Source organism: Leisingera sp. ABM4_060 (assembly GCF_056158765.1).
The window spans coordinates 1,930,047-1,951,320 of the sequence record NZ_JBSWTX010000001.1 but is presented as its reverse complement, the minus strand read 5'-3'; the positions used below and the strand labels follow the sequence as shown (position 1 = coordinate 1,951,320).

At 64.9% G+C, this 21,274-nt stretch carries 21 protein-coding genes and 1 tRNA gene; 7 read left to right on the top strand and 15 right to left on the bottom strand.

The genetic code is table 11. The features are described from left to right. Positions 1-45 precede the first annotated feature (45 nt). On the top strand, positions 46-1,419 hold the full coding sequence (locus ACXAEH_RS09695; protein WP_475032332.1) for a hypothetical protein: 1,374 nt from the start codon (positions 46-48) through the stop codon (positions 1,417-1,419). Between the two features lie 63 nt (positions 1,420-1,482). Then, the gene (locus tag ACXAEH_RS09690; RefSeq protein ID WP_475032331.1) at positions 1,483-2,385 is read left to right on the top strand and encodes a hypothetical protein; all 903 of its coding nucleotides are present in this window, start codon (positions 1,483-1,485) and stop codon (positions 2,383-2,385) included. 41 nt (positions 2,386-2,426) lie between these two features. Here ACXAEH_RS09690 and ACXAEH_RS09685 read toward each other — a convergent pair whose 3' ends face one another. The 6 genes from ACXAEH_RS09685 to ACXAEH_RS09660 form a co-directional block, all read right to left on the bottom strand. Further along, on the bottom strand, positions 2,427-3,359 hold the full coding sequence (locus ACXAEH_RS09685; protein ID WP_475032329.1) for a hypothetical protein: 933 nt from the start codon (positions 3,357-3,359) through the stop codon (positions 2,427-2,429). Positions 3,360-3,363: 4 nt separating this feature from the next. Beyond that, positions 3,364-4,674, bottom strand: a complete 1,311-nt coding sequence (locus tag ACXAEH_RS09680; protein ID WP_475032328.1) for a TRAP transporter large permease — start codon at positions 4,672-4,674, stop codon at positions 3,364-3,366. A gap of 5 nt (positions 4,675-4,679) precedes the next feature. Then, on the bottom strand, positions 4,680-5,213 hold the full coding sequence (locus ACXAEH_RS09675) for a TRAP transporter small permease (protein ID WP_475032327.1): 534 nt from the start codon (positions 5,211-5,213) through the stop codon (positions 4,680-4,682). Between the two features lie 72 nt (positions 5,214-5,285). Next, on the bottom strand, positions 5,286-6,260 hold the full coding sequence (locus ACXAEH_RS09670; protein ID WP_475032325.1) for a TRAP transporter substrate-binding protein: 975 nt from the start codon (positions 6,258-6,260) through the stop codon (positions 5,286-5,288). 51 nt (positions 6,261-6,311) lie between these two features. Beyond that, a complete protein-coding gene (locus ACXAEH_RS09665) occupies positions 6,312-7,565 on the bottom strand; it encodes an NAD(P)/FAD-dependent oxidoreductase (RefSeq protein ID WP_475032324.1) in 1,254 nt (417 codons plus the stop codon). Then, the gene (locus ACXAEH_RS09660; protein WP_475032323.1) at positions 7,562-8,689 is read right to left on the bottom strand and encodes an enolase C-terminal domain-like protein; all 1,128 of its coding nucleotides are present in this window, start codon (positions 8,687-8,689) and stop codon (positions 7,562-7,564) included. The genes ACXAEH_RS09665 and ACXAEH_RS09660 overlap by 4 nt, the downstream gene beginning before the upstream one ends. 102 nt (positions 8,690-8,791) lie before the next feature. Here ACXAEH_RS09660 and ACXAEH_RS09655 point away from each other — a divergent pair, with 102 nt between their 5' ends. The 3 genes from ACXAEH_RS09655 to ACXAEH_RS09645 all read left to right on the top strand — a co-directional run bounded on the left by ACXAEH_RS09655 (position 8,792) and on the right by ACXAEH_RS09645 (position 11,326). Then, the gene (locus ACXAEH_RS09655) at positions 8,792-9,694 is read left to right on the top strand and encodes a LysR family transcriptional regulator (RefSeq protein WP_475032321.1); all 903 of its coding nucleotides are present in this window, start codon (positions 8,792-8,794) and stop codon (positions 9,692-9,694) included. 195 nt (positions 9,695-9,889) lie between these two features. Beyond that, positions 9,890-10,582, top strand: a complete 693-nt coding sequence (locus ACXAEH_RS09650; protein WP_475032320.1) for a GntR family transcriptional regulator — start codon at positions 9,890-9,892, stop codon at positions 10,580-10,582. 9 nt (positions 10,583-10,591) lie between these two features. Further along, the gene (locus tag ACXAEH_RS09645) at positions 10,592-11,326 is read left to right on the top strand and encodes an aspartate/glutamate racemase family protein (protein WP_475032318.1); all 735 of its coding nucleotides are present in this window, start codon (positions 10,592-10,594) and stop codon (positions 11,324-11,326) included. Positions 11,327-11,441: 115 nt separating this feature from the next. Here ACXAEH_RS09645 and ACXAEH_RS09640 read toward each other — a convergent pair whose 3' ends face one another. The 7 genes from ACXAEH_RS09640 to ACXAEH_RS09610 all read right to left on the bottom strand — a co-directional run bounded on the left by ACXAEH_RS09640 (position 11,442) and on the right by ACXAEH_RS09610 (position 18,010). Continuing rightward, on the bottom strand, positions 11,442-12,374 hold the full coding sequence (locus tag ACXAEH_RS09640) for an AEC family transporter (protein ID WP_475032317.1): 933 nt from the start codon (positions 12,372-12,374) through the stop codon (positions 11,442-11,444). Between the two features lie 123 nt (positions 12,375-12,497). Next, positions 12,498-13,295 carry an MBL fold metallo-hydrolase gene (locus tag ACXAEH_RS09635; protein WP_475032316.1) on the bottom strand — a complete coding sequence of 266 codons (798 nt, stop codon included), beginning with the start codon at positions 13,293-13,295 and terminating at the stop codon, positions 12,498-12,500. Beyond that, positions 13,295-14,104 carry a TatD family hydrolase gene (locus ACXAEH_RS09630; RefSeq protein ID WP_475032315.1) on the bottom strand — a complete coding sequence of 270 codons (810 nt, stop codon included), beginning with the start codon at positions 14,102-14,104 and terminating at the stop codon, positions 13,295-13,297. Before ACXAEH_RS09630 ends, ACXAEH_RS09635 begins: the two co-directional genes overlap by 1 nt. A 37-nt stretch (positions 14,105-14,141) precedes the next feature. Further along, positions 14,142-15,260, bottom strand: coding sequence for a DNA polymerase III subunit delta' (locus ACXAEH_RS09625; protein ID WP_475032313.1), 1,119 nt, complete (start codon positions 15,258-15,260; stop codon positions 14,142-14,144). Further along, positions 15,257-15,904: a dTMP kinase gene (tmk, locus tag ACXAEH_RS09620; RefSeq protein WP_475032311.1), complete on the bottom strand. Its 648-nt coding sequence runs from the start codon at positions 15,902-15,904 to the stop codon at positions 15,257-15,259. Before tmk ends, ACXAEH_RS09625 begins: the two co-directional genes overlap by 4 nt. Continuing rightward, complete coding sequence (locus ACXAEH_RS09615; RefSeq protein WP_475032309.1) at positions 15,901-17,070, bottom strand: D-alanyl-D-alanine carboxypeptidase family protein; 1,170 nt, start codon at positions 17,068-17,070, stop codon at positions 15,901-15,903. The genes tmk and ACXAEH_RS09615 overlap by 4 nt, the downstream gene beginning before the upstream one ends. Positions 17,071-17,080: 10 nt before the next feature. Continuing rightward, positions 17,081-18,010 carry an SPOR domain-containing protein gene (locus ACXAEH_RS09610; protein ID WP_475032308.1) on the bottom strand — a complete coding sequence of 310 codons (930 nt, stop codon included), beginning with the start codon at positions 18,008-18,010 and terminating at the stop codon, positions 17,081-17,083. A 252-nt stretch (positions 18,011-18,262) separates the two neighbouring features. On the opposite strand from ACXAEH_RS09610, the gene ACXAEH_RS09605 reads away from it, so the two are divergent. Next, positions 18,263-18,352 (top strand) — tRNA-Ser (locus ACXAEH_RS09605). A gap of 36 nt (positions 18,353-18,388) precedes the next feature. Here the strand turns inward: ACXAEH_RS09605 and ACXAEH_RS09600 are convergent. Next, positions 18,389-18,814: a hypothetical protein gene (locus tag ACXAEH_RS09600; protein WP_475032307.1), complete on the bottom strand. Its 426-nt coding sequence runs from the start codon at positions 18,812-18,814 to the stop codon at positions 18,389-18,391. Between the two features lie 215 nt (positions 18,815-19,029). Between ACXAEH_RS09600 and ACXAEH_RS09595 the strand changes: the two genes are divergently transcribed. Then, positions 19,030-20,514: a CHAD domain-containing protein gene (locus tag ACXAEH_RS09595; protein ID WP_475032305.1), complete on the top strand. Its 1,485-nt coding sequence runs from the start codon at positions 19,030-19,032 to the stop codon at positions 20,512-20,514. Positions 20,515-20,516: 2 nt separating this feature from the next. Here ACXAEH_RS09595 and cobF read toward each other — a convergent pair whose 3' ends face one another. Next, on the bottom strand, positions 20,517-21,269 hold the full coding sequence (gene cobF / locus ACXAEH_RS09590; RefSeq protein ID WP_475032303.1) for a precorrin-6A synthase (deacetylating): 753 nt from the start codon (positions 21,267-21,269) through the stop codon (positions 20,517-20,519). Positions 21,270-21,274 lie beyond the last annotated feature (5 nt).

Below are 21,274 nucleotides of genomic sequence, written 5' to 3'. Positions count from 1 at the left end.
CACCGGTCCGGTGCCGGCGCGTTCCTTGGGGGCAGTTGAAACGGCATGCTGAGCGAAGATTTTGATTTCAAACCGGTTCTCCCGGCGCTGGATGTGGACGACGTCCGCACCATTGCCGATGTCAACGGCCAGGCCCCCGAACTGGCGATCCTGCTGCATCAGCGCTATGGCTGCAGCGTCGATTTTGTCAGCCTGGACCGCAAGGGCCAGCCGGTGGCGCCCGATGCGCAGCAGCTGCAGGACTGGCGCGCCCGGCTGGCGCGCGGCGGCGTGGACCCGGATGCGGCCACAACCGTGGACACACAGGACGGGCTCGGCAGCTATGATGTGATCCTGGCGCTGAACAGCTTTGGCGCCCGTCACAAGATCCAGAATTTCAAGCCGGTGCTGGATAAGGCCCTGCACCCGCTCAGCCGCCTGGTGATCGAAATCCGCAAAGGGTCGGGGGCCTACCCGTTCCTCAAGGCCTATGGCAGCTGCAACACGCTGGCAAAGCCCGCAGGTGACAGCAACGGGCTCGCCATCCTCTCGGTCGAGCCGCAGGAAGACCTGCAGCCGTCTGGAGAATGGTCCGGGATCGCAGCCCGTCTGGCGGGCAAGGAAGGGTTCTTTGACGAATTGGAAGAGCATTCCTTCCTGTTCATGCCGCGCGGCGACACGCTGGTGGTGACCTTCGACAATCTCGACATTGCCATGACCAAGCGGGATGACCGGCGGCCCTGGGGCTTCAGCTTCATCGAGGCGCAGGGCTGGTCGATGCTGGGGGTCATGGCCAACGGCTGGACCTGGTTCCGCCACCCGGAGGTTTCGGCCAAGTTCGAAGAGCTGCGCGACAGCGGCTTTTTTGCGCAGTTCAAGCGGGTGGTCTTTTACGGCGCTTCGATGGGCGGTTACGCGGCAGCGGCCTTTGCGGCGGCGGCGCCGGGATCGACGGTCTTTGCAATCAGCCCGCAGTCGACGCTGGACAAGACCCTGGTGCCCTGGGAGATGCGCTACAAGAAGGTCTGGGGCAGGGACTTCTCCGGCCCCTTTGGCGATGCCGCGCTGGCCAGCCAGGGCGCAGGCGATGTGCATATCATGTATGACCCCTATGTGGCGCCGGATGCGGCCCATGCGGCCCGGTTCACCGGTCCCAACGTGACCCTCTGGCGCTGCCCGCTGCTGGGCCACCGGCTGGGATCGTCCTTGCAGCAGATGGGCATCCTGCAGGAGATTGCCCGCGGTGCAATCGCCGGCAATCTGACTCCGCACCGGTTCCACCAGCTGCTGCGCAGGCGGCACAGCTTCCCCCGGTTTCAGCGGGAACTGGCCAATCTGGCGCTGGACCGCGGCCATCCGCGCCTTGCGAAACAGGTCTGCAGCTATATTTTGCGGCAGCGGGACGACCGGTTCTTCCGCCGCATGATGGCGCGGCTGTGAACCGGGCGGGTGCAGGCCGCGCGCGGGCTGCGGCAACGAGACGGGAAAAGGCCGGGCGATAAGATGAACCAGGCAAATGCCAGCATGCGGGACATTACCCTCGCCCTGCACCTAGGGGCGCCCAATACCGACAACGGCCAGCTGACCTGGTCGCTGCGCAAGGATGCGCAGCGCCTGTTGGAGCGCGGCGTCATGATCCGCCGCCCCGGCACCTATGTGAAGGCGGTCAGCCAGATGCTGCGCAGGCAGGACCAGGAGTTTGTGCCGGAGGAGGAGCGCGAGGCGCTGCTGGCGAGCCTGGTCAAAGGCAACCCGGTGTCCCGCATCATCCTGACCAACTCCGGCTTCATGGGGGTGCCGGGCTGGATGCTGAGCAAGGGGCGGCTGTTCCGCAATGCGGGCAAGAACGCCGCCGCGCTGCGCAACCTGTTTCCCGGCAATCCTTGCGGGTTCTTTCTGGGGCTGCGCAATCCCGCAACCCTGATCGGGCCGGTGTTCAAGTCGCAGTCCGGCAAGACCTGGGCCGAATTCACGGCAAACACCGATTTCCGAAGCCTGCGCTGGTCCCATGTCGCTGAGGATATTCTCAACAGCAACCCGGGCTGCGCGCTGACCGTCTGGTGCAACGAGGAAACGCCGGTGATCTGGCCCAGCGTCCTGGGCCAGGTGACCGGGCTGGGCGATGGTTTCAGGTTCAGCGGCGAGCTGGATATCAGCCGCGGCATCATGTCCAATTCCGGCCACGCGCGGCTGGAAGCCTATTTGGAGAGCCGCCCGGGGCTGAGCGAGGACCAGCGCGAGCGGGTGCGCGGGCTGTTCCTGAGCTACTTCCACTCGGAAGAGGCGGTGGAGGAGGAAATCGACCTGCCGGGCTGGTCGCAGGACCTGGTGGATGAGATGACGGAAATCTATCATCAGGACGTCAGCCTGATCCGGCATATGCCGGGAGTGACCTTCCTGTCCTGAAGACGGGCCGGCAGGGGGCTGGCAAGGGGGGGCTGGCGGGCCTAGGCCGGGTGTGCGGGCCGGCCATAGAACCGCTGCATCAGGATGGCGGTCAGATACATCGGGATCTGGTAGCAGCCGAGGAAAATCAGCAGCGGATCGGTCGTGGCTGCGGGCAGGGCGATCAGGAAAAGAGCGAAGTTCCGGTTGCCGGCCACAACGGAGACAGGCACGGCGCCGCTGCCCGCCCGGCGGCGCACCACAGCAAAGGTCAGCATTTGCAGGCCCAGGTTGGCGGCCAGCGCAAAGCCCAGCCATTGCAGAACCAGCGCTGGGTCCGCGTGCAGTGCAGGGCCAAGCGCGGCCATCAATCCCACCACGATCACCGCCAGCGCGATCACGGTCAGCCCGTCGATGGCCTTCCCTTGTTCCTCGCTCAGGCGGGGCAGGGTCAGGCGGCGCAGCAGAAAGGCGGCCGCGACAGTGAGGCCGATCACGCCGATCAGCCGCCCGGCGGCCCGCAGCACCTCCCCCAGATCGCCGAGACTGGGGGCCAGCAGGAACACCGGGATCACCGTCAGCGGCATCAATGCAGTGCCGAGGATCAAGAGGCGGAAGGCAGGTTCCGGCGCATGCCCCATCAGGGCGGTGATATTTGGGCTGCCGGTCACCGAAGGGGCGCTCAGCATCAGGATCAGCGCCACCGCGGCGGGCGTTTGCGCCACCCCGAGCAGCGAGGCTGCTGCCAGCGCCAAGAGCGGCAGGCCCATTTGCAGCAGGGCAATGGCCTTGAGTGAGCCGATCCCGTCCGCCAGTCCGCCCGCGGCTTTGCGGAAGCCGATCCGGTAGGCATTCAAGAACAAAAGCCCGGCCACCATTTCCGGCAGCCAGGGCTGGAGGGCAGCGGCGAGACCGGGCAGCAACAGCCCGGCCAGAAGCCCCAGGACCAAGGCGGCCCGCCCGTGCCGGGCGGCAAAGGCGAGCGCGCGCAACATGCCTCTAGACCGGCCCGGGCCTGAGGTTGTTGGGCAGGTAGGTCGCCAGCTCCGGGAAGGCGATCAGCACAAACACCATCAGCACCATGATCAGGAACATCGGGATCGCGGCGCGGGCGATATAGCTCATCTCATGGTGGGTCATGCCCTGCATCACAAACAGGTTGAAGCCGATCGGAGGGGTGATCTGCGCCATCTCGACAACCACCACGATGAAGATGCCGAACCAAATGAGGTCAATGCCTGCCTGGCGGATCATCGGCTCCACCACCGCCATGGTCAGCACCACCGAAGAGATGCCGTCGAGGAAGCAGCCCAGCACGATGTAGAACACCAGCAGCACCATCAGGAGTTCGATGCGCGTGAGCTCCCAGCCGGCAATCAGATCCGCCAGCCCGCGCGGCAGGCCGGTAAAGCCCATCGACAGCGAGAGGAAGGCCGCGCCTGCCAGGATCAGGGCAATCATCGCGCTGGTGCGGGTGGCGCCCATCAGGCTCTCGGTGAAGGTCTTCCAGTTCAGCGAGCCTTGTCCCAGCGCCAGCAGCAGCGAGCCGATGACGCCGAATGCGGCGGCCTCTGTTGCCGTTGCAAAGCCGAGGTACATCGACCCGATCACCACGATGATCAGTGCAATCACCGGCGCCAGGAAGCGGGAGTTGTGGATCTTCTGCGCAAAGGTCAGCTTGCTCTCCTGATCCGGGTTCCAGTCCTTGCCCACCTTGGAATAGATCGCCACGTAGCCCATGAACATCGCCGCCAGCACCAGGCCGGGCAGGATGCCGGCAAAGAACAGTTTGGTGATCAATTCATTGATGGTGACACCATAAACGATCAGCGTCAGCGACGGCGGGATCATCAGGCCCAGGGTGGCCGCGCCAGTCAGGGTGCCGATCACCATCCGCTCCGGATAGTTGCGCTTGCGGAGTTCCGGGATCGACATCTTGCCGACGGTGGTCAGGGTTGCGGCAGAGGAGCCAGAGACCGCGGCAAAGACTGTGCAGCCGACGATATTGGTATGCACCAGTCCGCCGGGCAGCGGCGCCATCCAGGGGCTGAGGCCTTTGAACATGTCCTCCGATAATCGGGTCCTATAGAGGATTTCGCCCATCCAGATAAACATCGGCAGCGCCGTCAGGGTCCAGCTGGAGGAGGCCGACCAGATCGTGGTCAGCATGACGTCGCCGACGGGGCGGGTGGTGAACAGCTCCATACCGACCCAGGCCACGCCCATCAGCGCCAGGCCAACCCAGACGCCGGTGCCCAGAAGGGTGAACAGCACAAAGAGAAACAGAATGATGACGGATATATTTTCCATGGGGCTTACTCCGCGTGGCTCTGGTCAGCCAGATCCGTGGTGATGCGGTGATCGCCGCGGAAAATCACATGGATCAGATGGTCAGTGAGAGCGATGGCCAGAATGACCGCGCCGATCAGCATCGCGCTCTGCGGCATCCACAACGGCGTGCGGTCCTGGCCCTGGCTCACGTCATGGAACTTCCAGCTCCAGTAGACAAAGCGGTAGGCGTAATAGCAGAAGTACCACATCACCGCGGTGCCGATGCCAAAGCACCAGATCTCCAGCACCCGGCGCAAGCGTTCGGGCACGGCATTGAGCAGGATCGATACCCGGATATGGCTGCCGCGGTTCAGTGCGTTGGCAAAGGCCAGGAAGGAGGCCGCGGCCATCGCGTAGCCCGCGTAATCCGGCGCGCCGGGAAAGACCTCTCCGGTCCAGCGGGCCAGCATCTGGACCACGATCAGCCCCAGAATGGCAATCAGGCAGAGGGCGGCCAGCACCCCCGCCGCAAGGTAGAGAAAATCCAGTCCGGAGCGCAGCCCCCTGAGCACAGTCATATCATCCCCATCGGCATATTTTTATGAGAATACGGGCGGCACCTGCCGCGCCGCCCGTATCATGCAAAGTGATTATTCGGCGTGGAAGGCGTCGACGATGGCCTTGCCCTCGTCACCGGCGGCTTCCAGCCATTCGTTCGTCATGGTGACGCCGATTTCCTTCAGCTCATTTGTCATCTGTTCAGATGCCGGCCCGACGGTCATGCCGCCGTCACGCAGGCCCTGCAGGGTAAAGCCGGTGTATTCCTTGGCACGCCAGTTGCCCGCATACTCCGCCAGCTTGGCGCAGCCCTGGATCACGTTCTTGTTGGCGTCCGAGGTGCCGCTCCAGACGTCGGAGTTCACCATCACGTAGTTGCGCGGCAGCCAGGCGTCCACTTCGTAGAAATAATTCAGGCTTTCCCAGACCTTGCGGTCATAGCCGGTGGAGCCGGACGACACCATCGAATCCGCAACACCGGTGGCAAAGGCCTGGCTGATCTCAGCCGCCTCGATGGTCACCGGCAGCATGCCGGTCAGCTCGGCCAGGCGCGAGGTGGCGTTGTTGTAGGAGCGGAACTTGATGCCCTTCATCTCGGCGACCGAGTTCACCTCGTTCTTGAAATAGAGGCCCTGCGGCGGCCACGGAACAGCGTAAAGCAGGGTTAGGTTCTGCTCGGCCAGCAGTTTTTCCAGCGCCGGCTTGGCGGCTTTCCACAGCTTGTCGCTGTCATCGAACGAGGTCGCCAGGAACGGGATCGAGTCAAAGCCGAACAGTGCGTTTTCGTTCTGGTGGCCGGACAGCAGCCGCTCGCCGATCGGCGCCTGGCCGGTCTGGATGGCGCGCTTGATGTCGGCGCCCTTGAACAAGGAGCCCGACGGATGGGTCTTGATCTCAATCTCGCCGCCGGTGCCGGTGGTCACGCATTCGGCAAACTCCGCGCCGGTGGCGGAGTGGAAGTTGGAGGCCGAATAGGCCATCGGCATGTCCCAGACCTCGGCCGCAGCGGGCAGGGCGGCAGCCGCGGTCAGCGCGGTGGCGGCCAGCAGTTTGGTCAGTTTCTTCATGGTCTTCTCCCTGTGTTTAGTCACGGCCCCTTATGGGGCACTGGTTCAAGTTCAAATCGCATAGCGCGCCGGGTCATAGGCGCTCATATCCATGTTCGGGGTGCGGCCCGAAATCATCTGCGCCAAGAGGCGCCCGGTCTTCGGCCCGCCGGTGAGGCCGATGTGATGGTGGCCAAAGCCGACATAGGCACCTGACAGCCCCGGCACCTCGCCGATCACGGGAATGGAATCCGCAGGCGCCGGGCGGAACCCCAGCCATTCTTCCTCGTGCTTCCAGGTGACACCCGGCAGGATGCGCCGCGCGTTTTTGCGCAGCAGCTCCAGCGGCCCTTTCGACGGCCCGGCCTCCAGCCCGCCGAATTCCACAATGCCCGCAATCCGGATCCGTCCTTCCATCGGGGTCACCACGCATTTGGCTGCTGCCACCATGACAGGCGCTTTCGGCATCGCCGAAGGCTCCCACAATTCAAGATGATAGCCGCGTTCTGCTTCCAGTGGTACGGAAATTCCCAGTTTATCGGCCAGCGGTTTAGACCAGACACCCGTGGCCACCACCACCGCGTCGCAAGCGATGGTCTCGCCGCCCGCCCGTACGCCGGTCACCTTGCCGTTCTCGCGCGCCACATCGGTCACAAAGGCCTGGATCATCTGGCCGCCGTTTGCAGTGACATGGGCCGCCAGATCCTTCACATACTGGCCCGGGTCGGAAATAATCCCGTGATCCTTCAGCCGGGCGGCAAAGCCGAATTCTTCGGCGTAGATCCCGTCATAATCGCGGAAATCGGCCCCCTCCAGCTCATCCCAGGCAAAGCCGTGTTTCTTGCGCAGCCCCCAGCCAAAGGCGTCATCGCCGAAATGCGCCCGGTCGTTGTAGATGAACAGATAGTCCGAGGGCTTCAAATGCCGCTCCGCCACGGTGCCCGTGGCCAATGCCTGGTGATCGGCCAGCGAATCCCCGACCACCGGCGCCAGGGCTGAGGCGATCCGCGTGGTATCCTCGGCATTGGCATGGCTCATGTATTTCATCAGCCAGGGCGCCAGCTTGGGCAGATACCCCCAGCGCATGAACAAGGGCTGGTTCGCATCCAGCAGCATCTTCGGCGCCTTCTTCCACAGCCCCGGTCCCGTGACCGGCACGATAGAGCAGGAGGCCAGAATGCCACCGTTGCCGTGGCTGGTGCCTTCTCCCGGCCCCTTGCCGTCGATCAGGATCACCTGATGCCCGTCGCGCTGCAGTTCAATCGCTGCCGAGACGCCGACAATGCCGGCGCCGATGATGGCAACGGTTTTCTTAGGCTGGCTCATGCCGCGACCTTCTTGGAGACCGCATAGCGGTCGAGCTTTTCCACATCCGGCTTGATGCCCAGGCCCGGCCCGTCCGGCACCACCACCTGGCCGTCCTCCACCTGGAACGGCGTCTCCAGAATGTCTTCCTTCAGGAAATAGCTTGCCTGGTAGAACTCGCAGCCCAGCTTGATCTCGGGCGTGGCCGCAATCATGTGGGTGCCCGCAAGATGCGCCAGCCCTGCCTCGAACATGTCGCCGCCATAGGCCGACAGCCCGTTCGCCGCCGCAATCCGCGCCACCGTCTGGCCGCGGGTCAGCCCGCCCGATTTCATGATCTTGACCGAGACACCGTCGCAGATGCCTTCACGTGCGGCACGCACCATGTCCTCGGGGCCAAAGACGCTTTCATCGGCCAACAGCGGCACGTCGATCATTCCGCGCAGCTTGGCCATCATGGCAAAGTGATGGAACCGCACCGGCTGTTCGATGAAGTCTGGCTTGAACTCCGCCACATCGCGCACCTGCGCCGGCGCGTCTTCGATGCTCAGGCCCTGGTTATAGTCCACCCGCACCCGGAACTCGGGGAAGTCCTTGGCGATCCGCTCCAGCCGCATGACGTCAAAGGCGTGATCCTTGAAGCCGGTCTTCAGCTTGATCAGCCCCACCTTGTCGGCGCGCAGCCGGTGCAAGAGGTCGATGTCCTTGTCAAAATCCGGATCGGCAATCGAACAGCTGAGCGGGATGGTTTCGCGGCACTTGCCGCCCAGCAGCGCCCAGACAGGCGCCCCGGTGATCCGTCCGGTCAGGTCCAGCAGCGCGCTTTCCAGCGCCGCCTTGGCCTCGGTGCAATGGGCGACCGCCTTGGCCGCGTCCTCCATGATCGCCGCGCGGTCCGCCACCCGGCGGCCTTCCACCAGCGGGCGGATGTAGCGGTCCAGTGCCGCCAGGCTGGCCTCCGGCGTGCCGGTGAACACTGACCAGGTCGAGGCCTCGCCATATCCTTCGGCACCGCTTTCGCCGCGCAACCGGACAATCACTACCTCGCAAGAGCCCTCAACAGAGCCGATCCCATGGTCGCGGCGCGACAACACGGGCAGCGCGAGATGCCACAGGTCCATCCCGGCAATCTTTTCTTCCAGCACGTCTCATATCCTCCCAGGTGCGGGCGGAAGGGTGCCTTGACTTAATCATCATTACAAATACAAAGAATTCGATAGAGTATCATAAAAAATGATGTGCTGCCGATGTCCCTCCGCTTCCGCCAGTTGCAGGCGTTCCATGCGATTGTCGAAACCGGCACCGTCACCGGTGCGGCAGAGCAGCTGGGGATTTCCCAGCCCGGCATCTCAAACCTGCTGTACCAGTTGGAACGCCAGACCCGCCTGAAACTGTTCGAACGCAGCAAGGGGCGGCTGATCCCGACGCCCGAGGCCGGGGTGCTGTTTCAGGAGGTCGACACCGTGGTGCGCGGCCTTGACCATGTGGCGCAGGCGGTGACTGATCTCCAGAACAAGCAGGCAGGGCAGCTGCAAGTCGCCTCGCAGCACTCCATGTCCTTCGGCTTCATGCCCGCGCTGATCGCCCGCTTTGCCCGCACCCGGCCCGATCTGTCGATCTCCTTCCAGGCGCAGTATTCGCTGAAGATCCAGGAATGGGTGATCTCCGGCTTGTTTGAGATCGGCATCTGCGAAATGCCCCTCATTCACGACGGGCTGGAGGTGCATCCGATCAACGTCGAAACCCGGCTGGCCATCCCGGCGGACAGCGCCTTGGCCGAACATGAGGTACTGACGCCGGAGCTGCTGGACGGTGTGCCCTTCATCGTCATGGGGCCTGAGCACATGACCCACCGTCGCACCCGCGAGGTGTTCCAGCAGGCGGGTGTGCCGCTGAAAACCCGGGTGCATTCGCATCTGTTCAAGAACCTCCTCAGCTTTGTGCAGGAGGGGATGGGGGTCTCGATCCTCGATCCCTTTGTGCTGGACTTCGAAGCCGGCGGCGGTTTTGTCTCCCGCCCCTTCCGGCCGCGGATCATGATGGAGATGGCGGTGGTCACCTCTAAGTCGCGGCCGCTGTCGGCGGTAGGGCAGGAGTTCCTGGCGCTCTTGAAGCAGGAGCTAGCGCCTTACACGGTGGGTGACGTCTGACCTGCAGAAATGCCACGCCCGGCCGATAGGCCGGGCAGCGCCTGACCTTCCCCCTGGGAAGGCGCTATCGCGCCCACCCAAGGTCAGGCGCTGCCCTCAGCGGTCCGAAGTAATTGTATGCAGTTTCGAATTCAATGTTGCGCAAGGCTGGAGCCTCCCCTAGTCTGCGCCTTGGATTGAACGAATGGCGGAACCATGGCCAAACGCGAAAGCAATGTGGATAGGGTGTATGAGGCACTGCGCCGGATGGCGGCGGATTTTGCCTTCAAGCCGGATCAGCGGATCAACGAAAGCGCCCTGTCCGAGGTGCTGGGCGCCAGCCGCACGCCGCTGCGTGAGGCGCTGAACCGGCTGGTGGCCGAGGGGTTCCTGACCTTCCAGAACAACCGCGGTTTCTTCTGCCGCCCGCTCACGCCCAGCTACATCATGGACCTCTACGAGGCCCGGGTAGCGGTGGAATGCGAGGCCGTGCGGCTGGCCTGCACCCGCGCCTCGGATGAGGACATCGCCGCGCTGGCGGATTACCTCAACCGGATGGAGCCGGAGTACCAAAGCGCCACCGACCCGGAGGCGCTCTTGGCGATGGACGAAAGCTTCCACGCCCGGCTGGCGCAGCTTTCGGGCAACAGCGAGCTGCAGCGGATCCTCAACAATCTCAACGGCCGGATCCGCTATATCCGCCTCATAGACCTCAAGCGCATGCGCGACCGGGCAGGGGGCAAGGCGCCGGGCGACATCTCGGCCCACCGCCAGATTGTCGAAGGCATCGCAGCCCGCAACGCGGACGCCGCCACATCAGCCATGCGCAGCCATATCGAAAAACGCCGGGAGGAGGCGACGGAAGCCGTCCGCATCGCCTTTTCCCAGCTTTACGTGCCGGACGAATAGGGGATTCACATGGAACATGGCGGCAAGACGGTCTTTGGCGCGGCAGTTGGCATCCTGATGCTGGAAACCCGCTTTCCCCGTATCCATGGCGATATGGGCAATGCGATGACCTGGGACTTTCCGGTGCATTACAAGGTGGTGCGCGGGGCAAATCCTGAGAACGTCGTGCGTGGCAACCCCAAGGAGCTGATCGACCTGTTTGTTGAAGCGGGGCGCGATCTGGTCGCCATGGGGGCTGACGGCATCACCACCAACTGCGGCTTTCTGGCGCTGATCCAGGACGAGGTGAAACAAGCGCTGGGCGTGCCGGTGGCCACGTCGTCGCTGATGCAGGTGCCGATGGTGCAGAACCTGCTGCCCGCAGGCAAGCGCTGCGGCATCCTGACGATCTCCAAGGCCACCCTGACACCCGCCCACCTTGTTGCCGCAGGTGTTGCGCCGGATACGCCCATTGCCGGCACCGACGGCCTCCGCGCTTTTACCCGCGACATCCTGGGTGATGCCGCAGAGATTGATTTCGAAGCCTGCCGCCTGGACATGATCGACGCCGCCCGCGCGATGGTGGCGGACATACCGGATCTGGGCGCCATCGTGCTGGAATGTACAAATATGGTGCCCTATGCCCGCGATGTGAGGAAGGCCACCGGGCTGCCGGTGTTCTCGATCCATTCCTTCATCAACTGGTTTCAGGCGGGTCTGCTGCCCAAAGGATTTCCGCTGGAGCTGGATGATCCCCGGTTTTGACGGCAGTAACCATTTGGTGGAAAATTGCTAATGAAATCTGAAGGATAAGGTCAGCCTTATTGTCCGAATGTTTCGCGCGCGAAACATTTGGGCAGGCCTGCTGACCTTTTTCTGATCAGCTCAGCACCAGCAGCCAGAACCATACAGTCAGGATGCTGGCCGCGGTGGCAATCAGCACTGAGGATGCCGCCACCCGTTTTGCCCGCCCGTACATATTAGCAAAGATATAGCCGTTGAACCCGGTCGCCATCGCTGCATTCAGCACGCCGGAGCGGAACAGGTCCTGCGGCAGCGCCAGTGCCGAGCCCAGCGTCCAGACAATCGCCGGGTGGATCATCAGCGAGGTGAAGCAGACAAACAGGATCGCCCGCAAATCGCCTTCGGGGCGGTACTTCACCAGCACGCCGCCAAGTGCAAACAGCGCCCCGGGCAGGGCGGCCCGGATGAGAAGCGACAGCGCCTCATCCACCACCAGCGGGATCGCCAGCCCGGAGAGGTTCACCGCAAATCCCAGCGCAATCCCCAGGATCAGCACATTGCGGAACATCGCGTTCAAAACCGAGATCGCGGTCTTAACCCCGCCCGCGCCGCGGTTGCGCACAAATTCCATCACGGTGATGCCGACGCCATAGCAGAACGGCGAATGGAAGGCGATGATCGCATAGTTGCCGGTCAGGTTCTCCGGGCCAAAGGCGCGCTCGGTGATTGGCAGCCCCAGCAGCACCGAGTTGGAGAACAAGCAGCAAAAGCCGATCGCCACGCAATCCTCCCACTCCCGCTTGAACAGGATGCGGGCGCCGAAGACGCCGATCAGGAAACAGGTGAAGGCACCGGTGTAAAAGCTCGCCAGCAGCCGCGGGTCAAAGCTTGCCGACAGGTCCAGCTCTGCCATCGCCTTGAACAGCAGGCAGGGGATCGCAAAGCCCTGCGCAAATTTCATCACCCCTTCGATATGTGTCTGGCTCAGGACGCCGCGGGCGGTTGCCGCGTAGCCTGCACCGACGACCAGAAACACCGGCAGGATGACGTCAATCAGGCTTTGGAACATTCACCGCCTCGTTGGAACCTGCGTGCCGTGCGGTTAGTCCGGGACGCCTCCCCTCTCGGCGGCAAAGCCGCCTGCCGGGCAAGGGGCATGAGTATTTGGGCAAAGAAGAAGGCGCTGGAACCGCTAGATTTCATACCGGATAACCATGCCGTCATAGGCAGGTGTGATGTGGTCCGGCGTCTCGCCCTCGACCGTGGCGTAGTCCATGTCGATATGCATGTTGGTGATGATGCCGCATTTGGGGGACATCTTTTCGAACCACTCCAGGGCTTCGGGGTAGCTGAAATGGGTCGGGTGCGGGGTGCGGCGCAGCCCGTCCAGGATCCAGATGTCGAGGTCTTGCAGCTCTGGCAGGGCGCTGTCCGGGATCCGGGCCACATCCGGCAGGTACGCCAGCCCGCCGATGCGGAACCCCAGCGCGTCGATGGCGCCGTGGTTGACCTGGAACGGACGGAAGGTGATGCCGCCGCCGGGGCCGCTGATGGAAAAGGGGCCATCAATGGTCTTCAGCTCCAGGATCGGCGGGTAGGGGGAGCCGTCGGGCTGCGCAAAGGCATAGCCGAACCGGTTCAAGAGGTCGTTCTGGGTCGGCCCGTCCGCATAGACCGGGATCCGCTGGCGCATGTTGAAGTAAACCATGCGCAGATCGTCGATGCCATGCAGGTGATCGGCGTGGGAATGGGTGTAGACCACCGCATCCAGCCGGCTGACTTCTGCGTCCAGCAGCTGGCTGCGCATGTCCGGCGTGGTGTCGATCAGCACCGAGGTGGTGCCGTCAGGCCCGTCGCGCTCCACCAGCATCGAACAGCGGCGGCGGCGGTTCTTCGGGTTCTTGGGGTCGCAGTCGCCCCAATGGCCGCCAATGCGCGGCACACCGCCGGAGGACCCGGAGCCAAGGATGGTAAAGCGCATCTCAGCCATCAGGCGGCGGCCTCATGTTCTGCGGCCTTCCAGAACAGCCGGTCGAAATTCGCCTGGGTCCGGGCGGCGAAGGCCGCGTAATCCATGCCAAAGACCTCTGCGCCCACTTTGGCGGTAAAGGCGGTATAGGCCGGCTCGTTGCGCTTGCCGCGGTAGGGCGGCGGCGCCAGATAAGGCGCGTCGGTCTCGACCAGGATGCGCTCCACTGGTGCGGCGGCAAAGATGTCACGCAACTCCTGGCTCTTGGGGAAGGCGGCAATGCCGGACATCGACAGGTAAAAGCCGAGGTCGAGTGCTGCCCGCGCCAGTTCTGCCGAGGAGGAGAAACAGTGCATCACGCAAGTATAGGCGCCGTTCTTCATCTCATCGCCCAGGATGCGCGCCATGTCGTCATCGGCAGCGCGGGAATGGATGATCAGCGGCAGGCCGGTTTCGCGTGCGGCGGCGATATGGATGCGCAAGGACTGCTGCTGCACGTCCTTGCTGTCTGCGGTATAGTGATAGTCCAGCCCGGTTTCACCGATGCCGACAAACTTGGGGTGCTTGGCCAGCGCCACCAGCTCATCCACCGTCACCATGGGTTCGTCCGCGGCGCTCATCGGGTGGGTGCCCGCGGCGTAGAACACCGGCGCGTGTGCTTCGGCAATGGCGCGCACCGCAGGCTCGTTCTTCATCTTGGTGCAGATGGTCACCATGCGGGTCACGCCGGCCTCGGCTGCGCTGGCGATCACCTCGTCCAGGCGGCCTTCGAAGTCCGGAAAGTCCAGGTGGCAATGGCTGTCCGTAATCTGGGGGGGCGTCTCGGTCATAAATCCTCTGGTGCCGCTTGCGCCGCGCCGGAAAGCCTCAGCGCGACGCGGTTTCCTGCATCTTGAAAACCGTATCTAGGACAAGGGCGGCGGGGTCAAGGTTCACCGCCTGCCCGTGGCGCGCCCGCGCTGTCACTTCCGCAGCCAGGTCGGCCCAGGCCCGGCCTTTGCGGGGATCGGGCGACAGGCGCTGCAGCATCGCCGCCTCCTGCGGTGCCGCTTCCGGCGCTGGCGGTGCACCGGTGGCGCCGGTGCGCGCCAGCCGGGCCAGCGCCATCTCGGTCAGCGACAGCAGCAGCTCGAATTTCTCAGCCGCACCGCGCTGGGCAGCCGCCTCGGCCAGGGCCATGGCGCGCTGACGGTCCAGCCGCGGCATGGAATCGAGGATCTGCACCAGTTCGGCATAGATCCTGAGCCCGCCCAGATTGATCAGCCGCAGCGCCGCCCCGACCGAACCGCCCGCAAGCGCTGCCAGGTTTTCCATGTTCTCCGGCAGCGCCACCCCGGACTGCGCCAAGGCAGCCTCCATGTCCGCAGCCGGCAGCGGCCCCAGCCGCAGGGTGCGGCAGCGCGAGCGGATGGTGGGCAGCAGGCGAGAGGGCTGGTGCGAGATCAGCAGGATCGTGGTGCGGGCAGGGGGCTCCTCCAGCATTTTCAGCAGGGCGTTGGCCGCGCTCACGTTCATGTCGTCGGCCGCATCCACAATCACCACCCGGCGGCCGCCGTCGGTGGCCGAGAGGCCAAAGAACCGGTTCAGCTTGCGGACGTCATCCACCACGATCTGGCTGCGCAGCTTGCCCTTGTCGTCATAAGAGCGGGTGATCGGCGCCAGACCCGGCTCCGCCAGCGCCTGGATGCGATGGGAGACCGGGTGTTCGGGATCAATGTCCAGCGTGTCCGGCGGCGGCGGGGCGCCGAACAGCCCGTCCTCAGCTGGCGGCGTGGCCAGCAGGAAGCGGGCAATCCGCCAGGCCAGCGTGGCCTTGCCGACCCCTTGCGGGCCGGTCAGCAGCCAGCCGTGGTGCAGCCGGTCGGAGGTGTAGGCGGTCAGGAAATCCTGCTCGGCGGCCTCCTGGCCAATGAGCCGCAGGGTTTCGCGCGGGTGCGGCGCACCCTCGGCCTGGTCGGCCCGCGGCAGCTCTTCGTCATTGCTCATGAACCGGAACCCTCCAGGGCCTCATCCGCCAGCTTGCGCACATCCGCAGCAACCTGTTCCAGCGGCCGGGCGCCGTCAACCACCCGGAAACGGGAGGAAAACTCCTGCGCCAACGCCAGAAAGCCAGCCCGCATCTTCTCCTGCAGCCCGACGCCGAAATCCTCGAAGCGTTCTTCCTTGCCCTGCCGCCCCTTGGCGCGGGCCAGCCCCTCGGCCGGGTCCATGTCAATGAGCAGCGTCAGATCCGGCTCCCGGGTGATCATCAGCTTGTGCATCTGGTCAACGGCCGCACGCAGATCGCCGCGCGACAGGCCCTGATACATCCGGGTGCTGTCGGCAAAGCGGTCGCAGATCACCACTTTGCCCGCGGCCAGGGCCGGCTCGATGGTGCGCTCCAGGTGGTCGCGGCGTGCCGCCATGAACAGCAAAAGCTCCGTCTCGGCAGACCAGCGGTCGGGGTCGCCCTCCAGCACCAGGCGGCGGATTTCCTCCGCCCCGGGCGAGCCGCCGGGCTCGCGCGTCAAGACCACATCGCGGCCCGCGTCACGCAAGGCCTCCGCCAGCAGGCGGCACTGTGTTGACTTTCCGGACCCGTCGATGCCTTCAAAGGTGATGAACAGGCCGGGCTTGGTGCCAGCCGTCACAGCGCCCCCTCGGGACCGGTGAGGAACTGCTTGATCAGCACCTGCGCGGCAGTCTTCACGCGCACCACAAATCCGCCCGCAGGCACGTCATTCTCGGCCACCAGCGGCAGCCGCACCTCGGGCAGCTCTTCGGGCTGCAAAACCAGTTCCGCCAGGCGCTGGCCCTTGGCCACCGGCGCCTCGATCGGGCCGTTATAGACAACTTCGCCCTGGATGGTCTTGGCCGACAGCGACGGCAGCAGGATTTCAAGATCCTTGGCAGGCACCAGCCCTACCGATCGTGCCGCGCCCCGCCATATTTCGGCCTCGGCGATGGCGACGCCCTCTTTGGCAACGGTTTTCTTGGTAAATTGGCGAAACGACCAGTTAACGAGGGCTTCTGCCTCCTCTGCCCGGCCGCGTTCGCTGGCCAGGCCGGACACCACGAAGATCACCCGCCGGTCCCCCTGTTTGGCGGAGCCAACCAGGCCATAGCCTGCTTCCTCGGTATGGCCGGTCTTCAGCCCGTCGGCACCGATCCCCAGCTTCAACAGCGGGTTGCGGTTGCGGGTGTTGGAGGGCGCACGGCCGTCGAATTCGAAATGGGTCTCGGCAAACAGCGGGTAATACTCGGGGAAATCCTCGATCAGCCGCTCCGCCAGGATGGCCAGATCATGCACCGACATCCGGTGCCCGGCCGCAGGCCAGCCGTTGGAATTGGCGAATGTCGAGGCGGTCATGCCCATGTCCTGGCCGCGCTTGGTCATGTAACGGGCAAAGCCGGCCTCGGTGCCGTCCGGGCTCAGCGCCTCGGCAATCACCGCGCAGGCATCATTGCCCGACAGCACGATAATGCCGCGCAAGAGGTCCTCCACCCGCACCCGGTCCTGGGTGTCCAGGAACATGGTGGAGCCCTTGTAGCTCATCGCGTGCTCGCTGACCGGCAGCCGCTCGTCCAGCGTCAGCCGTCCGTCGCGCAGCGCTTCAAACGCCACATAAAGCGTCATCAGCTTGGACATGGAGGCCGGCGGCAAGGGCACATCGGCGTTCTTGGACAAAAGCACCGTGTCGGTGCCCGCATCCAGCACATAGGCCGCGCGCGCCTTGGTATCAAAGGCCGCCGCAGACAGCGCCGAGAGGCTGACCATCAGGCCGGCGGCTAAGGCCAGCCGCAGCGCGGATTTCATTGTGCCGGGATCAGTTGGTGACAGCATAGGCATCCGCAAATCCGGTTTCCTTCACGCTTTTCAGCAGCTCGCTGCGTTCGGACTTGTTCTGGGCCGGGCCCACCAGCACCCGCCAGAATTTTTTGCCGCTGGAGGATTGCTCGCGCACCTCCGGCACCATCCCTGCGCTGCGCATCATGTTGGCGGTGCGCTTGGCATTGGCCTCGACGCTGAAGATGCCGATCTGGATGAACGGCTTGGCCAGCGCCGATTTCTGCGGCTTGGGCGCGGGTGCTGCGGCGGGCTGGGCTGCAGCCGGCTGAGCCGGGGCAGGGGCCGCAGCGTCAATGGCAGCCGCTGCGCCGGCAATCGGGTCCAGCGCGGTTTCCGCAATTTCCGGTCCGGCCGCTGATGCCAGCACCTCGGCAGTCTCCGCGCCGGTCTCCTCCGGGGCGGCTTCCGCGGCCTGCTCCTCAGGCGGCAGCTCGTTCTGAACCTCTTCCTTGCGCAGCGCGGTCACGTTCAGCTCAATCGGCGCGCCGGCCAGCATGCCAAGGGCCGATGCCGCGTCGGAGGAGACCTGCAGCCGGGGGCCGGGGATCTCCCGTTCCCGCCGGAACAGGGCGCCGATCACGAACTGGCCGTTGGCGTTGTTGCGGATGATGACCCGCTCGGGGTCCTTGGTGTCCGGATGCGCCACCCAGACGCCGCCGATCGAGGGCCGCCCGTCCCACAGGCCCGCTTCGGTGACCTGGAACACATCCGGCGCTTCGACGTCGCGCTCCACCAGCTTGGTGCGGCTGGAGGCCTTGGCGCCACCTGGTGTGCCCTCCACAACTTCCGCCTTCGGCTCCAGAAAGCCCAGTTTCGGCCCGTCCTCACAGCCGGCCAAAACCAGCAGTCCTGCGACCGCCGCGGCAATCCGCGGGGCCGTCCTTGCTCTCGACATGGTCTTGTTCATGCTCTCATCCTTGCCTGTGCCCGCGGCGCTTGTGCGCCCCCGCCGGAGTGCCCGGTCTTCTTGATTTGGCGGCATGATAGCCTGCACATCCCCCCATGAAAACCCTGACGCGGCCGGCCGCTGGCGAAACCTGCCGGGGCGGCAGAATTCCGCGCGCCGGAAGGGTGGCAGCGGTTTTCCCTTGCAGGGTTCTTGAGCCCGCGGATTTCCTCTTGCCTCGCCCGGTATTGCGCCCTAAACCGCTGACGGACCGGGGAGGTGGCAGAGTGGTCGAATGCGGCGGTCTTGAAAACCGTTGAACGTGAGAGCGTTCCCAGGGTTCGAATCCCTGTCTCCCCGCCACTCAATCAGATATTTTGCTGCCCCCCATGCCTCCTGTCATACGCAGGCGGTTGCAAGGCCCTGCCGGATCAGTTCAGCACCCGTCAGCTTGTACACCCCCCGGATCTTGTGCCGTCCCCGGGCCATGAACCAATCCGCCAGCCGCTTGGGGTAATGGCTTGCGATCACCTGGCTGAAATAGTCGAACTCCGCCGGCTCCAGCCGATGCCCGCCGCGGGAGGGGCCATGAAAGCCAAACACCGTACTGGGCGTGATGCAGGCGCCAGGCAGGCCCAGGAACATGGTGCAGGTGGAAAAACAGACCCGGCCCCGGATCTGCACGGAATGGCCCGCCGCCAGAATGCGCTCAATTTCCTGCAGCCGGACGGCCAGATCCCCGCCGCGATCCGTGCTGACAACATAGGGCGCGGCGGCCGCTTGCCCCGCAGCCAGTGAAACAACCAAAAACAGCCGGATGAACATATGCCCCCCGCATTGCAGTGTTCGCCAAAAATTGGGGGGTACTCTTGATGTAGCGGGCAGGCTCCGGCAGGCAAGGCCCGGGACGCCGGCCGTTTGCCGGGCGAAAGCCAGCCAAACCGGTGATGTGGACGCCGCCGGCCCTGGCCCTAGGTTGATGCCTGGGCGCATTTGATGCGCCCGCTCTATTTAGGGGACAGCATCCGGACCTGTGCAGAATGGCGGAAACCAGACAGTTCTTCCTGATCACGCCGCCTGCCGGGGGCGGCTTCGTGCTGTCCAAAGATCACGGGAAGCTGCGCCTCAGCCAGGGAAGGGCCGGAAAGCCAAAGCGGTTCACGGCCTGGGACTGCTTTGACGGCCCGGTCCGGGCCAGCGGCCGGCTGCTGCTGGAACGCGGCGGCAAGCTGTGGCTTCTGGGGCAGGGGGGCATCCTGCAGCAACCCGGCAAGCGCAGCGGCAATTTCGCGGCAGATCTGCGCGAGGGGCCGGTGAAGGCGGCCCTGGCCGGGCTGTCTCCCGTGCGCTGCCTGCTTCCCGTGGCGGAGGGGGGGCTGATCCGCTCCAGCTGCCGGGTGTCCTGGCGGCAGAAACCCTGCGGGAAACTGCTGTGCTGGTCGTTTTCCGGCCCGGCCGGGCGGGCCGTGCTCATCGGCCTGCCGGCAAAGACAGGCCGCGCGGGCCAGGCGATCGCGAACCGGCTCGCGCGGCTTGGCGCGGTGCCCGCCAGCCCCGGGGACACCTACGCCCGGCTGGCCCCGCACCGCACTGTTTGCAGCTTGAAACCGCAGGTGCCGCTGGCCCCGGACCAGCCGGCGGCAGCGGCTGCGGCGGCGCTTATCCGCGGCTGCCTTGGCGCGGCACGGCAGAACGAGCCGGGGATTGTCTCGGACCTCGACACCGAATTCCTGCATGGCTACCGGATTGCCCTCGGCCGGATCCGGTCGCTGCTGAGCCTGTGCAAGGGGGTCTACACAGCAGAAGACACCCGGCGGCTGAAACGGGTGTTTTCCGGCCGGATGGCGGCCACCGCCCGGCTGCGCCGCCTGGATACCTGCCTGCTTGAACGCCCCCGGCTCTACGCGCAGGTGCCGCAGGCGCTGCACCCCGGGCTGGATGCGTTGTTCGCCGCCGCTGCCTCGGAACGGCAGCACTGCCACCGGCAGCTTGCCCTGGATCTGGCCGGAGCGCGCTGCAAATGGCAGTCCGCGGCACTACGGGCGGAATTTGCCGAAGGTGCTGCCCCTGCGGCGGGGCCGAGGGGGCAGCTTCCGGTGCTGGCGCTTGCGCAGGAGCTGATCTGGAAGCGCTACGGCAGGGTGTGCCGGAATGCCGCCGGCATCACGCCCGCAACGCCGGAGGCTGAGGTGCACAGGCTGCGCGCCCGCTGCAGGAAGCTGCGCCACCCGCTGGAGCTGTTTGCGCCGCTGTTCCCGCAAGCCAGACTGAACCCGGCACTGAAGCCGTTGACGAAACTGCAAAACAGCCTGGGCATCTTCCATGACTGCTCAGCCTGGCAGAGGGTGCTGCTGGATTTTGCTTCAGGTCCCGCTGCCACGCGGGAAATTGCCCTCGGCGCAGGGGCACTGGCCGCCGTGCTGCATGGAAGACAGCGGGCAGCGCGGGCGCAAATCGAGGCAAAGTCCGCCGCATTCAGCAGCCCGGGCACCCGGTGCCGTTTCCAGGCGTTGTCCTGTGGCTAGGCTCAGCCCCGCCGCAGCAGATAGATGTCCATGATCCAGCCGTGCTCGGCCCGCGCCTGGGCCCGGGTCTCGATGATCCGTTCCGACACATCATCCAAGGGCCCGGCCATGGAAATCTGGTTCTCCATGCCCGCATAGGCGGTCCAGAAAATCTCCACACCTGCTGGGGCAATGGATTGGAACGAGCATTCGCCGTCCAGCATGATCACCAGCGTATCGGCGCTGTCCGGCCAGCCGTTTTCGCGCAGTTGCCGCCCGGTGGTGATGGTGAAGGGCGCGCCGATTTCATTGATCGGAATGGCATGGGCCGCCGTCAGCGCCTGCACCGAGGTGATGCCGGGGATCACCGTCAGCTTGATTTCCGCCAGTGACTTCAGCCGCTCGGCAATCCGCATGGTGCTGTCATAAAGCGACGGATCGCCCCAGACCAGGAACCCGGCCTTGCCGCCTTCCGGCAGATGCGCGGTGATGGTCTGCCACCAGATTTCCGCGATGGCGTCGTGCCAGTCATCCACCCGCTTGCGGTAGCTTTTGGTGGCCTCGTCGCGCACGGGCAGGGCGAATTCGACGATCTTCGGACCGTCGCCCCTGATCGCCCGGTTGCAGATCTCGCGGCGCAAACCCGCCAGATCATCCTTGCCCGCGCCCTTGTTGGGGATCAGGATCAGATCCTGCGCGTTCAGCGCCTCGATCGCCTGCAGCGTCATATGCTGCGGATTGCCGGTGCCGATGCCGATCAGGGAAAGCTCAATCATGGCGG